General features: G+C 42.7%; 17 protein-coding genes. 8 read left to right on the forward strand and 9 right to left on the reverse strand.

Translation table 11 applies throughout. The features are described 5' to 3' along the window. Positions 1-2: 2 nt before the first annotated feature. Genes HF312_05710 through flgB form a run of 3 tightly spaced genes read right to left on the reverse strand, consistent with a single transcriptional unit; the run spans position 3 to position 1,162 of the window. Entirely contained in the window at positions 3-257 is a 255-nt protein-coding gene (locus tag HF312_05710; protein MCU7519694.1) for a hypothetical protein, read from the reverse strand. Further along, positions 258-770, reverse strand: coding sequence for a flagellar basal body rod protein FlgC (flgC, locus tag HF312_05715; protein ID MCU7519695.1), 513 nt, complete (start codon positions 768-770; stop codon positions 258-260). Beyond that, positions 767-1,162, reverse strand: a complete 396-nt coding sequence (flgB, locus tag HF312_05720; GenBank protein MCU7519696.1) for a flagellar basal body rod protein FlgB — start codon at positions 1,160-1,162, stop codon at positions 767-769. The genes flgC and flgB overlap by 4 nt, the downstream gene beginning before the upstream one ends. Positions 1,163-1,577: 415 nt before the next feature. Here flgB and HF312_05725 point away from each other — a divergent pair, with 415 nt between their 5' ends. The 8 genes from HF312_05725 (at position 1,578) to HF312_05760 (ending at position 8,714) form a co-directional block, all read left to right on the forward strand. Beyond that, the gene (locus HF312_05725; GenBank protein MCU7519697.1) at positions 1,578-2,981 is read left to right on the forward strand and encodes a HEAT repeat domain-containing protein; all 1,404 of its coding nucleotides are present in this window, start codon (positions 1,578-1,580) and stop codon (positions 2,979-2,981) included. Between the two features lie 79 nt (positions 2,982-3,060). Further along, entirely contained in the window at positions 3,061-3,894 is an 834-nt protein-coding gene (locus tag HF312_05730; GenBank protein ID MCU7519698.1) for a protein-glutamate O-methyltransferase CheR, read from the forward strand. A 10-nt stretch (positions 3,895-3,904) separates the two neighbouring features. After that, entirely contained in the window at positions 3,905-4,270 is a 366-nt protein-coding gene (locus HF312_05735) for a response regulator (GenBank protein MCU7519699.1), read from the forward strand. A 10-nt stretch (positions 4,271-4,280) separates the two neighbouring features. Further along, positions 4,281-4,661, forward strand: coding sequence for a response regulator (locus HF312_05740; GenBank protein MCU7519700.1), 381 nt, complete (start codon positions 4,281-4,283; stop codon positions 4,659-4,661). Positions 4,662-4,669: 8 nt separating this feature from the next. Further along, a complete protein-coding gene (locus HF312_05745; protein MCU7519701.1) occupies positions 4,670-5,443 on the forward strand; it encodes a hypothetical protein in 774 nt (257 codons plus the stop codon). 146 nt (positions 5,444-5,589) lie between these two features. Beyond that, a complete protein-coding gene (locus tag HF312_05750) occupies positions 5,590-7,368 on the forward strand; it encodes a chemotaxis protein CheA (GenBank protein MCU7519702.1) in 1,779 nt (592 codons plus the stop codon). Then, positions 7,362-8,438 (forward strand): chemotaxis response regulator protein-glutamate methylesterase, encoded by a 1,077-nt coding sequence (locus HF312_05755; GenBank protein MCU7519703.1) that lies wholly within the window; start codon positions 7,362-7,364, stop codon positions 8,436-8,438. The genes HF312_05750 and HF312_05755 overlap by 7 nt, the downstream gene beginning before the upstream one ends. Positions 8,439-8,468: 30 nt before the next feature. Further along, positions 8,469-8,714, forward strand: coding sequence for a hypothetical protein (locus HF312_05760; protein ID MCU7519704.1), 246 nt, complete (start codon positions 8,469-8,471; stop codon positions 8,712-8,714). An 85-nt stretch (positions 8,715-8,799) separates the two neighbouring features. On the opposite strand, the gene HF312_05765 is transcribed toward HF312_05760, so the two are convergent. The 6 genes from HF312_05765 to HF312_05790 all read right to left on the reverse strand — a co-directional run bounded on the left by HF312_05765 (position 8,800) and on the right by HF312_05790 (position 16,406). Beyond that, entirely contained in the window at positions 8,800-10,893 is a 2,094-nt protein-coding gene (locus HF312_05765) for a HAMP domain-containing protein (GenBank protein MCU7519705.1), read from the reverse strand. A gap of 27 nt (positions 10,894-10,920) precedes the next feature. Beyond that, positions 10,921-11,370 (reverse strand): energy transducer TonB, encoded by a 450-nt coding sequence (locus tag HF312_05770; protein MCU7519706.1) that lies wholly within the window; start codon positions 11,368-11,370, stop codon positions 10,921-10,923. 182 nt (positions 11,371-11,552) lie between these two features. Further along, positions 11,553-13,424, reverse strand: coding sequence for a PAS domain-containing sensor histidine kinase (locus HF312_05775; GenBank protein ID MCU7519707.1), 1,872 nt, complete (start codon positions 13,422-13,424; stop codon positions 11,553-11,555). Between the two features lie 251 nt (positions 13,425-13,675). After that, a complete protein-coding gene (locus HF312_05780) occupies positions 13,676-15,064 on the reverse strand; it encodes a sigma-54-dependent Fis family transcriptional regulator (GenBank protein MCU7519708.1) in 1,389 nt (462 codons plus the stop codon). Then, a complete protein-coding gene (locus HF312_05785) occupies positions 15,061-15,771 on the reverse strand; it encodes a HAMP domain-containing histidine kinase (protein ID MCU7519709.1) in 711 nt (236 codons plus the stop codon). The genes HF312_05780 and HF312_05785 overlap by 4 nt, the downstream gene beginning before the upstream one ends. 380 nt (positions 15,772-16,151) lie before the next feature. After that, positions 16,152-16,406, reverse strand: a complete 255-nt coding sequence (locus HF312_05790; protein MCU7519710.1) for a hypothetical protein — start codon at positions 16,404-16,406, stop codon at positions 16,152-16,154. Between the last annotated feature and the right edge of the window lie 3 nt (positions 16,407-16,409).

The following is a 16,409-nucleotide window of genomic DNA, read 5'->3' on the forward strand; positions in this document are numbered from 1 at the left end:
TTTTATCCTCTCTTATCGAACAAAGATCCAAGTGCAACACCCGACATCTTGCCTGACTTCTGGTAAAAATGATAATCCGTTATTTCTTTTTTATTTTCGGGATAGAGATTAATGAAAAAGTTCTTTTCCTCATTATTGATCTTTTCATTTTTCTGCAGAGAGCCTATGGCAGCCTCATTGTTAATCCTGGGCTTTGCCTTCACCTGCTGTGTATAGCCCGGGCCGTAATTGCCGATGTTGTTAGTAGAAATTTTCATTTATATCTCCAGGGTGTCCTTGGCCATCTGTTTTGAAGAATTCAAAGCCGTGAGATTCGATTCATAGCTTCTTGTAGCTGCTATCATGTCAACCATTTCAGTTACTATATTTACATTAGGCATGTGCACATAACCGTCAGTGTCTGCATCGGGGTGCTCGGGCATATAGACCATATCCCCCTGTTTCTGATCCTTTACAACGTCGCCCTTAAGTCCCGTCCTGGAATCCTCAGGAGGGAACTCCTGCTGCGGCGCTGCTGCTATATGGTCGGGATTTGTTGTGTCCATTCTAAGCACGCCGCCCTGCAGGCCGTTAGGGTTGTAGTCTGCGCCCTCAAGAGGAGTCTTATCCTGCTTTACCACCAGGAACTTTCTCTGATAAGGCGTGCCGTCCTGTGTCTTTGTTGTATTGGTGTTTGCAATGTTCTCCGAGATCAGGTTCATTCTCTTTCTCTGCAGGCTGAGGCCCATGGCACTTATCTTTATGCCGAAAAAGTTATCGCTGATTTTCAATGACCGCTCCCGTTTTTAATTACTTCCTGAATCAGTTTGAAATAATCACCCATTTTTTTCGATGCGAACTTATATTTAAGTGTATTCTCAGCCATCTCGGCCATTTCAGTGTCAATGTCAACATTATTCATTCCGGAACTCAGATCCTTGCTCTTGTCTGTTTCAATCTCGAATTTGTTTTCCGGATCCAGCCCGTCCTTGACCGGGAAATGCTTCGGGTTTGTCGTCTTTAGTACAGATGACATGTTATCCGAAAGAACATCAGAAAACTTTATATCCTCTCTCTGATAGTTCTCTGTTCCAATATTGGCAATGTTCCTGCTGAGCACCTTCTGCTTCTGTGTGCAGTAGTCCAGCATTCTTATTAATGATTTTTCAACCGGCTGAGACATTTTAATTCTTTTTTTATTCAGGCTTATAAAGGCAAATGTAATGCCAGAGAAGGAACTTACAATTCCATTAAAATAGAAGATGATCCGCTTCACAATTGGCTATATATAAACAAGTGCAAATTATTATGCACTATTTTTGATACCGGATTTTTGCCCTCTCATTCCGGAGCGGTTTTTCAGGTGCAAAGCTGCACCTGAGAGTAAGTTTTTTTTGCTATCTATATTATAAACTGTTAATTTTGCCTAAATTTCGTAACATATTTTCCGATAATGGACTAGGGGAAGTTTATTTATCCGGCTTTTATCTGCGGCTTGTCTGAAACCTTCAAAGTTTTAGGAATTAAAGTCCAAACCAGATTAGTAAACAAATGCAGAGTTACAAATCACTTTGTCTATTGAAAAGGCTACTCCAAGAATGAATAATTTTAGTTACCTGAGTGAAAATGAGCTCAGAATGCTGAGTTCACAAAATCCTTCGGAAAGAAGGATGGCAGTTGAAGACCTCATTAGTAAGGAGCTTGATGAAGAGGGGATTAAGATTTTAAGCAATATGCTCCTGGATCCTGATAAGGGCGTGAGGGATTCCGCATCATTCACCTTAATATTTAATGCCAACCCCCTGATCCCCAAGTATGTCGTTCCTTTTATTTCTTCAGCCGATATCGCCTTAAGAAATATGGCCGGGGAAATCCTCTTAAGAATAAAAGACGGCAGCCTGGATGCAATGACAGAATACCTGCAGGAAGCAAACGACGACGACCAGAAATTTTTAATCGATATAATGGGCTTAATCGGCAGCCCTAAGCCGGTGCCGGCAATTCTTCAGGTGCTGCATTCAAGCGCCAACGACAACGTTATTCTTTCATGCGTTGAGGCTTTGGGTAACATTGGATATTCCGAGGCAATTCCTGATTTAATCAATTTTTATGAAAGCAACGAACTCTATAAGCCCACAATTGCCGAAGCGCTGGGGAAAATGAATTCCAGCGAGGCTCTGGATTTTATACTGTCGAAATATCCGGTTGAAGACCCCCTTACAAAGTTTTCAATTATAGAAAGCCTGGGACACCTGGGAGGAGAGACAACATTTTATTTCCTGCTCTCCGAATTAAGAAAGATTACAGGACCCCTCATATGGCCCGTAATCGGGTCCCTTTATGAGCTGAAGGAAAAGTTCAATCTGGAACTTCCCTTCGATGAAAACATTAAGAACTCTATTGTTTATACACTGACAGACGCAGAACCAAGATACAAGAAGGCCGCAGCAAGCCTTATTACCATCTTTGACGATAAAGAAATAATGGATACGCTTATTCGAATCTATGGCCAGGACGCCGAGATCGACCAGAGCATCAGGCCCGCTTTCTATAAATACGCAAGACTTTTATATTCCAAGCTCCCGGATGCCATAAGGCACAGCCCCTCAAACCTGACCAGCCTGCTTTGGCTCCTTAAGGACTTAACAGAATCTGATTCTGCCTCAACGCTCAATTCGCTGGGCGAACTTGAAAGACGCAGCCTCAGCGATTCGGTTGCACTCTGCCTTTCCAACCCGGATGAGGAGGCAAGAAAAACAGCAATTGAACTGCTGTTTTTAATTAATGTGGACTATGCACTGCTTTTTATAGATTCAATGATTGAGGACGACAATATCTGGAACAGGCTGAAAGTTCTCGAAATGACAGAAAATATTTTTACCCCGAAAGTTAATCAAATGTTAAAGACTATGGCACAGGACCAGGAAGTGATGATAAGAGAACGTGCCGCATGGATTTTAGCTCAGCGGGGTGTAACTGATTCAACAACTAAGACCGAATAGATTTATGAGCAATCCTTCCAATGCGGACTTAAATAACTTTCTGCAGCAGAACGGAAGTCTGGGTTTCCCGAGAAATACCATCGCACTGCCCGACAAGTCCTTCGAAAACTGGAGAAAATACATATACGATCTATGCGGGATTTATTTCCAGGATAACAAGAAGTATCTGCTGGAGAGCCGGCTTCAGAAAAGGATTGGCTTCTTAGGACTCGATTCCTTCGACGCTTATCTCGATTTTGTGAAATATCACCCGGACCGTCTAAGTGAACAGAGATATCTTTTTGAAGCCATTACAATTAACGAAACATTCTTCTTCAGAAATCAGCCTCAGCTCGACGTCCTGGTTACTTCTGTAATTCCCGACTTGCTCAGCTCGCAGAAAAAGTTCGGGCGGAACAAGATCCGGATCTGGAGCGCTGCATCTTCATCGGGCGAAGAGGCATATTCGCTTGCAATAACGCTGACCGACCTCGTTAAACCGCGCTACCCGATGCTGGATTTTGAAATTGTCGGGACCGACATTAATCAGGCCATGATTGACACTGCAAGGAAAGGCACCTACAGGGATTATTCCATCAGGAATACCCCGCCTTATTACCTGAAAAAATATTTCAAAACCTATGGCAGCAATTACGAGGTCGACCCGGCGATAAAAAGCATGGTTTCTTTCAGGCTGATGAATCTTTATGACGACCTCAGTATGAAGAGTATGCTTAATTTTGACATTATTTACTGTGCCAACGTACTGATCTATTTTGACGTAAGATCTAAGGTCAAGGTTGTTTCACATTTATATAACTCCCTGAACAAAGGCGGATACCTGTTTATAGGATATTCCGAGACCCTGCATGGAATATCAAAAGCATTTAAGCTGATCAGCTATCCCAAAACAATAGGTTATAAGAAGGAGTAATAAAGATAAAATGAAAAAGGTCATCTTAATAGCTGATGATTCCCCCACGATAAGGAAGTTTGTTTCCTTTTCGCTTACCATGCACGGCTTCGAAGTGGTTTCGGCATGCGACGGCATGGAGGCCATGGAAAAACTTCCTGCACATAAAATTGATCTTGTAATAACAGATCTTAATATGCCGAACCTGGACGGCTTTGAACTCATCAAGACCATAAGGGGAAACGAGGAATACAAGGATATTCCTATTATCATACTTTCCTCACTTTCGGGGAGCGAAGATGTTGAAAAAGGTATGAGCTACGGCGCCAGTTCCTATCTGGTAAAGCCGTTTGACCCAAAAAGAATTCATTATGAAGTATCTAAATATCTAAACTAGAGGTATAAATATGTCCTTAAAATTTCTTGTCGTCGACGATTCCGTTACCATGCGCCGCATAGTTGCCAATTCCCTTAAGAATTTAGGCTATGACAATATAGTTGAAGCTGTTGACGGGAAAGATGCGTTGGCAAAACTGGCCGCCGATGCGGAAATAAATTTTGTAATCACCGACTGGAATATGCCGGAACTGACCGGCCTGGAACTCACCAAGGCAATCAGGGCAGATGACAAATACACAAAACTGCCGATACTTATGGTAACCACGCGCGGAGTAAAAGAAGATATCATCGAGGCCCTGCAGGCCAAGGTGTCAAACTATGTAATTAAGCCTTTTACCCCTCAGATCCTGAAAGAGAAAATAGACCAAATTCTTGCTAACGTTCAATAGGAATCATCATGAAAAACTTAAATATGTCCCAGTTATTTGATAAACTTAACGATGTGAAAGTCCTCTTCCAGTACGGACAGAAGGTTGTTCCTGTTCTGCAGAGCCTGGTGGATTTCATGCAGGAAACTGTCCCCCTTCTGGAAAATATAAATCATTCTATTGCAGACTCAACAGCTAAGATACCTAAGGCCTCCGATCAGATTAATAACGTTACAAACGCTACTGAACTGGCAACTACAGAGATACTTGACCTTGTAGACGCAATTTCTAGTAATGTCTATAAAATTGAAAGCAAGCTTCAGGCAATAAATGAAGCCGAAGCCAAAAAGGATGAAATATTTGAAAAACTAAAGAACCTCCTTTCAGGAAATTCTGATGCAGGCAAGCTCCTTGAAGAATATTCAGCAATAGAATCGACAAAGAAAAATATCGAAGAAATTACCACTATGTTCCCGAAAATCAAGGACGATTCCTATAATATCACCCTGTCACTACAGGTTCAGGATATTACATCTCAGCAGCTGGCTGCCGTAGATCACCTGATAGACTCCGTTCAGGAAAAGCTGGCTTCTTTAATACAGGATATTGACGACACACAGATTGAGGAATTTAATTCCGCTGCTGCGGCCCCTTCCTCTGGAAGCGGCATTCAGGCTCCTCAGGGCGCAACCTTTGACCCTAATGCCAGCTATAACAAAAACGACAACCGCCAGGATATGGTTGACGCTGTAATTAATATGGAAAAAGCTTCTCAGGCTGAAATAGATAAATTGTTCTCCTGAAAGTAAAGCCAGCTATAAAAAAACTGCGGGCGCAGTTTATTGTATCTTTCTATCAGGCGGAACTTGTTTTCGCCTTTTATTTTACTTTAATTTGAAAATTAATTTTCACAAAGATTATAATTATGGAATCAGATTTACTTTCTTCAATGCTGAATGATCCTGAAATGCAGGAGATTTTCGACAGTTTTATTGTTGAGACAAAGGAAATTCTTGAAAAGCTGGACCTTGAATTGGTTGAAATTGAAAAAACACCGGATGACAGGGATCTTCTGAATTCCATCTTCAGGTCGTTTCATACAGTGAAGGGTACCTCCGGCTTTCTGGGACTCGAAAAGCTTACAATGGTTACACACAGGGCCGAGGATATTCTTAATAAACTCAGGAAAGGTGAAGCCCATCTCAACGACGACCTGATGGACGGTATACTGGGCGCATTCGACAGAATTAAGGATCTTCTTGAGACAATTGAAACCAACCACAATGAAAACATTGAGATTGATGACATCATAAAACAGCTTGAAGTCCTGTATAAAGAGCTTGAAACCGGCAAAAAAGCAGAACCCACAGCTCCAAAGCCGAAAGCTGCCGAAGAAGAAAAAAGCAGCACACCTGAGCCTCAGAAGGCTGAGGCCCCCAAAGCTGCCCCGGCAGAAACAGCCATCCACGCAAAAGAAGAAGAACCTTCAACCGAGACAGCTGCCGTAAAAGCCGCAGGCACACGCCAGCAGACAGATAATACAATTCGTGTTGACGTTGAAAGACTGGACGACCTGCTTAATATTGTCTCTGAACTGGTCTTGGGACGAAACCGTCTTACCCAGGTTAATGCCGAAGTGGCTCTTGAATATGAAGGCACCAAGCTGGCACGTGATATGGCTGAGGCTTCTAAGCAGATTGACCTTATGACCACAGAGCTGCAGCTTGCTGTTATGAAAACCAGAATGATTAAAATAGGGAAGGTCTTTAACCGCTTCCCCCGCCTTGTAAGAGACCTTGCAAAAGAAACTAAAAAGGATATACAGCTTGTAATAAACGGCGAGGAAACAGAGCTTGATAAGACCCTCATTGAGGAGATCAACGATCCTTTGGTGCACCTTGTAAGAAATGCGGTGGACCACGGTGTTGAATCCCCCGAGGTTAGGCTCCAGAAAGGAAAAGACCCCAAAGGAACGGTCACTCTTTCAGCCGAGCATGAAGGCAACAACATCATTATAACAATTGAAGATGACGGAAAAGGCATTAATACTGAAGTCCTGAAGGAAAAGGCCGTAAGCAAGGGTCTTATTACGAGGGAAAGGGCAAATGAACTTTCGCGCCAGGAGGCTTATAACCTCATTTTTATTCCCGGGTTTTCAACTACTGAAGTCGTTTCAAACATCTCGGGCCGCGGCGTCGGAATGGATGTGGTTAAAACAAACGTTGCAAAGCTCCGGGGCCTCATAAATATTGAATCGGAAGTTGACCGCGGAACAAAAATAATTATAAAGCTCCCCCTTACACTGGCTATCATACAGGGACTGCTTGTAAAGGTCGATTCGGAAACCGTTGTAATTCCGCTCAACTCAGTTGTTGAGGTAGTGAGGGTTTCAAACGAAGAGATTAAATCAATTAACCAGAATGAAGTTATAAGGATAAGAGACAGCGTACTGCCCTTAATCAGGATAGACAAGCTTCTTTACGACGACACTCAGGCGGCTTCAGAAAGCAAGTGGCAGTATGTAGTTGTGGTAGGAATTGCAGAAAAAAGATTCGGCCTAAGAGTTGATGAACTGGTTGGACAGAAAGAAGTAGTTATAAAATCGCTAGGAAACTATCTCGGTAATATCCAGGGCATCGCGGGATCGACAATCATGGGAGACGGAAAGGTTGTTATGATCGTTGACGTCGGTGAGTTAATAAATAATTTGACGGATGAAAATTGTTAAATAAAATCAGAGCTGTAGTAGTAGACGACTCGGCATTTATGCGGAAATCGCTTTCCATAATGCTGGAGTCGGACGGCGATATTGAAGTAATAGGAACAGCACGCGACGGCCTGGACGGGCTTAACCTGATTAAGGAAAAAAGGCCTGATATTGTTACGCTGGATATTGAAATGCCGAGGATGGACGGCCTTACCGCCCTGGGAAAAATAATGGCAGAATGCCCGACTTCGGTTATAATGGTCAGTTCTATTACAACCGAGGGTGCAGAGGCAACATTAAAGGCCCTGGAGCTTGGAGCAGTGGACTTCATCCCCAAGGAGCTTTCTTATGTAAGCGTTAACATTGTAAAAATAAAGGAAGACCTTATTAGAAAGGTAAAAGAGATTGTAAGGCAGAAGTCGGTACAAATGAGGCTGAGAAGAATACAAAACTTTTCACCCTCCGAAAGCCGTCCGGCTCAAAGCCTGAACGCCCCCTTAAGGTCTCTTCCACGGGCGGGCTACAGGGCAATTGCCCTCGGAGTTTCAACGGGCGGTCCGATGTCGCTCCAGAAAGTTGTACCCGAGCTCTCAAAGAATATAAACTGCCCGATGTTTATTGTGCAGCACATGCCGCCGAAGTTTACAAAGTCGCTTGCAGACAGGTTAAACTCAATGAGCAACCTGGAAGTAAAGGAAGCCGAGCACAATGAAACTGTAAAAAACGGGACCGTTTATCTGGCACCGGGAGGCTTTCATATGACGGCAAAGAAAACCGCTACAGGAAGCGTTGTAATAGACATTTCGGAGGCTCCAGCTACAACTCTTCACCGCCCTTCGGTAGATGTGATGATGAGTTCTGTCCTGAAGGTCTACGGCAAAAGCACACTTGGAATAATTATGACCGGTATGGGCAAGGACGGCTTTGAGGCAATTAAAGAGCTGAAGACCATGGGCGGATACACAGTGGCACAGGATGAACAAAGCTGCGTTGTTTACGGTATGCCGAAGGCTGTTGTTGATGCCGGATATGCCGACGTAATAGCGCCTTTGGAGAAAATTGCAGAAATAGTAAATAAGGCAGTTGTTTAATAAATTGATAATAATTGAACGAAGGAAGATATGAGCAAAGATGATTTTGAAGATTACGTTTTTAATGAGATTTCTTACGTGCCCAAAAAATCAAGAAATCTGATCAAGGGAAGTGAGGCAAAGATCTCGGGCAACGTTAAGGTTTCTGTTGAAGAAGACAGCCACGACGGAGTGAAAATAATTCTGAAAAAAGATAAAAACGAAAATATTAAAGAGATAAAATTTGTCTGCACGTGCGGACAGACAAAATCCATTCTGCTGGATTACTCTGAATAACTTAAAATATAATGGTGAATAAAGAAAAAGCGCTTCAGCAAAGATTGCAGAAGCGCTTTTTTTATGACTTAAATGAGCTTGTCACCTATGAAAGGCCGCTTTTCTCCAGCATGTAGCTTTTCTGCTGAAGCTTTTTCACAGAACCGGGTTTCCCCGAGGTGATCTTAAACTTGGCAACCAGATCCTGCAGGTTTACTGTAAGTCTGCTTAAGTCTTCTGCCGCGCGTGCAATCTGCTGTATGCCGTCTGCCGACTGCTGTGTAACGGTGCTGATGGCTTCAATATTTCTGCTGATAAGTTCAGCTGCCGAGGATTGTTTTTCACTTGCATCGGCAACCTGAGAAACCATTGAATTTACTTCACCGGCACCGGAGAGAATTTCCTTAAGTGCCTCATCCACCTCGTCTGTAAGCTTGATACCATCCTTTACCGCGTGGTTTGCATCTTCCATAGACTTATCGGCTTCCTTGGCTTCCTTCTGTATCATCTTGATTGTATCGGCAATTTCCTTTGTAGCCTTAGTCGTACGTTCGGCAAGTTTCCTTACCTCGTCGGCCACGACAGCAAAACCTCGTCCCTGCTCACCTGCACGCGCAGCCTCAATTGCGGCGTTTAGTGCAAGCAGGTTTGTCTGGTCTGCAATGTCGTCAATTACCTGTGCAATCTCGCCTATCTGGTCCGTCTTCCTGACGAGTGAGTTGATGATAACGCCGGTCTGTCCCGCGGATGTGGCAATTTTATCAATACCCTTCTTTGTTTCTTCAACTTTCTGAACGCCCTTCTGAGCGTTAGTGCTTGACTGCCTGGAGGTTTCTGCCGCAGCCGTTGCATGACGGTTACTCTCCAGAATGGTCTTTGTCATTTCCTCAACAGAAGTAACCACCTCTGCCGACTGCTGTGTCTGTTCCTGAGCACCGGCAGCCATTTCTTCAGAGCTTGAAGAAATTTGTGAAGATGAACTTGCTACAGCTGATGCGCTTTCAGCAACAGCTGCAAGAGCAGAATTCAAAGATTCAACGAGTACGTTGACGTTATCTTTAATTAATTGATAATCTCCTTTATAGTCGCCTGCAATTTTAACCGTAAAGTCGCCCTTGGCCATTACCGAGAGCACCGAGGCAGATTCCTGCAGCGGAGCAACAATTGCATCCAGAATTGAATTGACGCCTTCAATAAGCTTGCCCCAGCCGCCTGAGAACTTCGTAACGTCGCCCCTCAGGCTTAAATTGCCCTGGCTGTTTGCTTCCACAAGGAGGTTTGCTTCGTTAAGAATTGCCTCAATTGTGTCAACTTCATTGTTAAAGGCTTTTGCCAGATCATCCTTGCCGGAAGCCGGCTTTACTCTCAGCATATTGCCTGCTGCAATCTGCTCTGCGGCATAAATCTTTTCAACCTGGGCTTCCTTCAGGTTTACCAGCATGTCTGAAAGCTCGCCAACCTCATCCTTTGATTCGGTTACGATGTCAAAATCGTAATTGCCGAGCGTAAACTCTCTTACAACTTCCTTAAGTTTATTTATCGGCTTTGTAATTGCGGGTGCCAGGTAGAAGACACAGAAGCAGAATACCAGTGTTCCAAAGATGGAGCCTAGCAAAGTAAGATAGATTGCAACCTTTGCCGTCGTGTCAGCCGAGTTATCAAGATCGCTTGCCTTCGCTTTAAGGAGCTTGCCCATGCTTTCAAAATGGCCCTGCAGTTTCTGCCCGTATTCCTCACCTGAAGTTGTTGCAATATCGGCAGCCATTTCATATGCCTGGGTTACAGATGCACTTTGGATGGCATCTGCCACCAGCATCTTATAGTCGCCCCATTCAGTTTTTACCTGCTTTAAGCCTTTTGTAATTTCCTCATTCTTAAGGTCAGCTTTGGTAAGAGAATCAAGCGTCTTATCGATGTGTCCCCTGTAGGTGTTATACTCCTTAACATTCTCACTGAACTTCGAAGCAAACTCTTTCATAGAGAACTGCATCATTATAAACTGGATTTTCTGGAAATCCGAGTATATGTCATTGATCTTCTGCTGGGGGCCTACATATTCGCTGAAAATCCTGTCTTTTGTTTTCGACATCTGGCTTAGCTGCGTGTAGCCGACAATAACAATGAGTGTAGAGATGGCAGCCAAAGCAAAGAAGCCGCCCTGAATTTTACGCACAAACTTTAAGTTTTTTAACCAGCTCATTCCAACACCGTCTAAGGATTAATTAGTTTATTTTAATTTAAATGAAATCGGAAGAGATAATTTTACCTTTACAGGCGCCCCGCCATTTTTTCCGGGTGTGAACTTTACACCCTTAATGGCCTGAATTGCAGCTTCTTCGCACCCTCCGCCTATACCTTTAACAACCTTTACGTCATCTACGCCGCCTCTTTCATTAATAAAAATGAGGACGTAAACCTTTCCTTCCAGGCCGGCACTTTTTGCAATTGACGGGTATACTATTTTTTTATAAATAGACTGAAGCCCGCCAACAGGTTCGGGCATGACTTCTGCAAAAGCCAGATACTGATCCCCCTGCTCGGAAATATTTACAGGCATGTAATTGATGTTAAATTCTTTTTCGTTTGCAAAAGAATAATGGCCGGCAGCACTTAGTAAAATTATTACGAAGAATAGTTGAAGAACTTTGGTAGAACTGACAATGTACACTTTCAGCATTTTCCACTCCAAATAGTTTGTTCCATTATTATTATCGGTGCATTCCGTAAATTGTTAACGTGAAAATGAGAAAAAAAAAATTCTTTTGCCAATTAAAAAGGAAACTTTTTAAGGATTCTTTGGAAGAATTTTTTCAAAAGAAGAATATTGAAAGGGAAATATTTGAATATTCGGTTATTTTCTCAGAGAGACTGCTCCTCACTTTCAGGACCATAAAAAACGAAGGTAAATGTGCTTCCTTTTCCTTTTTCACTTTTAACATACACATCGGCATGATTCATCCTCAGGTACTCTTTCGTTATGGCAAGCCCAAGGCCGTTGCCGTCGTAGCGCCTGTTGTAGCCTATCTCTTCCTGAGAGAAAGGCTTAAAGAGTTTTTCCATGTATTCTTTGGAAATTCCGATGCCCGTGTCAATGACGTCTACGCACGTCAGGCCGTCTTTGTCGTAAATAGAAATTTTTACTTCCCCTTCGTTTGTAAACTTCAGGGCATTATCAATTACATGCTGGAAGGACTGTATTATTGTATAGCTGTCACCGTCTACTACCGCCTCAGCACTGTTATTCTCAAGCCTGAAGCCGAGATTTTTTTCCGAGGCAAGCGAGCTGAAATCCTTCATCAGAAGCTGCAGTACACTTTCCAGATTTATTTTGGATAAAGATGTATAATAGTTACCGATCTGAATACTCGACATGGCAAGTATGTCTTCAATGGTTCTCTGAAGCCTCATTGAGGAACGATTGATAGAATTGAAGTACAATACCAGATCACCGATGCCCTTGTTGACCAGTTCTTCTTCCATGAGAGACATGAAGCCGAGAATTGAATTCAGGGGCGTTCTTATCTCGTGCGACATCTGGTTTAAGAAGGCAGTTTTAAGTTTATCCGATTCCTCAGCCTTGTCGTAAGCCCTTCTTAAAAGCTCATCGTTCTGCTTCTTTTCTGTTACGTCGCGCTGAATGCAGATGTAGCCCGCAATTTTATTGTCCCAGTCGTAAATGGGACTTGTACTTTCTTCAACAGTTACAAAATCGCCCGACTTTATCTTATTTATAAACTCTTCATTAATGTTTTTTCCGGCAAGGAGTTTTTCTTCGTACTCTTTGTAGAATTCTTCAGACATCATTCCGCTTTTAAGCAGTTCGGCATTGCCGCCAAGTACTTCCTCTTTGGAATAGCCGTAGAACTCTTCAAACCTGGGGTTGACATAATTTATGCTGCCACCTTTGTCAGTCATAAAAATTATATCGTGCGAATGCTGAATGGCAAATTCAAACTTTAAGCTGTCTTCTTTTTCTTTTCTCAGCTTTTCCGTAACATCCCTGAAAGTTAAAATTGCGCCCTGGGAAGAGCGGCCGGCTTCATAAATCGGGTCATAGTTATATTCAATGGTTTTGAAGGCCCCTTTCCTGCAGGTAATTACTGCGTATCCCGAAGAGTTCAGCGATATCTCACCATTCATGGCGGCAAAAAGGTTGTTTGACTTTTGCGGAATGGAAGATAAAGGGAAAATGTCCCTAAGCATTCTGCCCATGGCTTCTGAAGGTGTGTAGCCCGTTATTTTGGAAGCAGCAGAATTAAGAAATATAACTAATCCTTTTGCGTCGGTTGCAATGGCACCCTGGCTAAGGAAGTTAAAAGAATTGTACTTTTGCGCCTCAGCCTGTCTGTTAAGCCTGTCTTTTTTGTGCTCGAGCCAGACCTTGTCTATTACATTACCCAGGTCCTGAATCTTTATTTGAGAGGATACAATTCTTTGGGAGTCAACTGAAAAGGAGCTGAATATATTGTGTCCGTTCTTTTTATCGCAGAAATACATTACGGGCACATTTAGCCGGGAGGCAAGTTCCTCATTATAGGCAACAAATTCCTTCGGTGCGTCTTCCGTCACATAAGAAAATATCAGATCCTTTGGATCTTTTTCAATTTTCTCGAAATCGGATTTATCTGACAACAGCGCAGGATAAACTTTATATCCTAATTCTTCCAGAAAATGCTGAAGGCCGTTACCGGAAGAGGCATAATTTTCAACAAGTAAAATTTTTTTTAACATTGTCCTCAAATGAAAGTAATAGACCGGGGACCCATAAATTTTACACCATCATTCCGAAAGCCGAAACATTCCGAACATTACAAAAGTCATAAAGACCATCTTTCCGATATATTATCGGAAAGGCACCCGCAAAGTTAAATAAAAAATTGTTATTATTAAAACAATTTGAAGCTCTCCGGAGGTGAAAATCCCCCGGAGAAATAATTTTTTTCGGGTGTTTTTTGACAAAAGCTATTGGCAGGCTCTGAGGGCTATTCGATTTTTTTTGTCACTTCAATTTCAAGCTGTTCCATTCTGTAGCGCAGTTTTGAGCGGGAAAGCCCCAGAATTTTTGCGGCTTTAACCTGATTACCCTTGGTTATATCAAGCGTCTTTAGAATAAGAGTCCTCAGTACGAGGTCTATACCGACGCCCTTGGCAGGAATTTTCAGAATAAACTTGTCGTCCTCTGCCGCTGGAGCTTTACCGGTTGAAAGAAAGCTGAAATGCTGCTCCTTCAGCTCATCGCCGTCAAGCATAAGAACAGCGCGTTCAATTGTATTTCTGAGCTCTCTTACATTTCCTTTCCAGTACTGGTTCTCCAGGAATGTAAGGGCATCGTCATCAATGCCTTTAATTTTCTTGTTGAACTTCACTTCAAATTCTCTTAAGAACCTGTATGCAAGCAGAGGAATATCCTCTTTCCTTTCGCGCATTGGAGGAATAATTACCTTTGCAACGTTCAGGCGGTAATAGAGATCTTCCCTGAAATTGCCTCTTTTTATTTCCTCCTCGAGATTCCTGTTTGTTGCGGCAATTACCCTTACGTTAACCGAAATCTCTTTCTCGCCTCCCAGGCGGTAGAATGTTCTTTCCTGAAGAACGCGCAGGAGCTTTACCTGAAGGTCCAGCGAGAGCTCGCCGATTTCATCCAGCAGTATTGTTCCGCCGTCGGCCAGTTCAAACTTCCCTAGTTTTGTTTTCTGGGCTGCTCCCGTAAAAGCGCCTTTTTCGTGGCCGAAGAGCTCGCTTTCTGCCAGCTCTTTGGGAATTGCAGCACAGTTTATTGATATAAATGCGTTATTTTTTCTTGGGCTCTGCTGATGAATAAACTTTGCAAAGACTTCCTTGCCCGTTCCGCTTTCGCCTTCCAGCAGAATTGTTGTGTCTCCGCTCTGCGCAAGGCGTTCCACCTGGTTTATTACACGTACAATCGGCTTGCTGCGGCCGAAAAACTCCCGGCTTATCTCATCTTCTTTTATCAGTGAGTGCAGCTTCTCAACTTCCGACTTGAGTTTCAGGTGATCGGTGCACTTGTCGAGTACGATCTGCAGCTGTTCAAGGTCTATCGGTTTAAGCAGAAAGTCGAAGGCCCCTGCTTTCATGGCCGAAACGGCTATCTTAACGTCCGAGTATCCTGTAATCATAACAACCGGTATCTGGTAAAAATCCTTTTGAAGCAGCTTCAGTATATCCAGGCCGTTATGGCTGGTCAGATATATATCCAGAAGGATCACGTCAGGCTGGAAATCGGCAACCGTTTCAAGCACCTTTTCGCCTTCCATGCAGGTTTCCACCTCATAACCCATCTTGACAAGAACCTTTTTTAAGGACATGCAAATTAAATTATCATCATCAACAATAAGTACGTTTAACTTCATTCTATAACACCATTTATATTAGGATTAAATCTCACGTAAAAGCGGCTCCCCTCGCCCAGGCTTGAGGTAAAACTGATAGTGGCGCCAAATTCATCAAGAATTGAACGGCATACGCTTAAGCCCAGGCCCGTTCCTTCTTTTTTATTTGTATAGAAATCATTAAAGATCATTTCCTTATTCTCTTCGCTGATCCCTTTGCCCGTATCCTGGACTTCAAGCGTGACAAAATTATTTCCGTCCATAGTTTCACGGTAGGTCTTAAGGCTTACCTTGCCGTTTTTTTCAATAGCCTCAAAGGCATTCGTCATTAAATTTAGTACAACCTGAAGGATCTTATTCTTGTTAAAGTAAATTTTGGGCAGGTCAGTTTCCAATTCGGCAGCAACCTCTATATTTAGTATCTTGGCCCTGGCACTCATAATTTCCACTGCCAGCGTAACCACCTCATTTAACGACTGCGGAAAACAATCGCTTAGAGTGCTGCGTGAAAAGTCGAGCGTGGTCTCTACAATCGCCTGGATCCTTTTGGCAGCTTCCATGCATGCCGTTATGGATTCCTTAACCTCGGGACTGATATCCGACATACTGACAAAATCCAGATTCAGCTTTATTGCCGAAAGCGGGTTCCTGATTTCATGAGCCAGGCTGGCGGCCAGTTTACCCAAAATCTGAAGCTTATTATCCTGTATTTCGTTATGCATCATCATTATATACTCATGAAGCGCTGAATAAACTTTAACAAGTTGATTTCCTGAAAAACCGGGAATTCTGCACTATTTCGCACATTTATGCATAAGCCCACACAAGATGAGCATTTAATTTTTTATATTAGTCTGCAGAAACCGCGACGAAGAGGTAAAAAAGCCCTCTTTTTCAGTTGTAAAATGGTTAATATTAAACACTTTTTAAATAACGGTTCTAATATTAGCCAAATTAATAATAATATGCAACTCTGTAGTTTATCTCTGATGGGGGTCTAAAGGTGATTAATTTATGGGTTTCCGGCATTATTTCCAGGGGCAAATGGAGAGGAATTTATCTAAAGGCGGACCCGAAAGCTTAAAATCCGCCTTTAGATAATTTCGTTTTACTTTATTTTCAGATCCTTCATGATGGCTGTAGCCGTTGTGCTGAGAACCTCAGGTGAATTGTAGAAGTTCTCTTTTACCTTCTGCTTAATCTGCGTCAGGTCCTTTATATTTGTGTTTTTAGCTTGCAAGATTTTAGCCTCGCTGGAGATTTCAAGTTTATCCTGTTTTTTTACGTTTTCAGCCGGGACAGCCTGTGTTTTTCTTGTTTCCTGCAAAGAAAAATAATTGTTCGATATCCCTTTAATTTCCAACTT

It is taken from the genome of Ignavibacteria bacterium (genome assembly GCA_025612375.1).
Lineage (GTDB): Bacteria > Bacteroidota > Ignavibacteria > Ignavibacteriales > SURF-24 > JAAXKN01.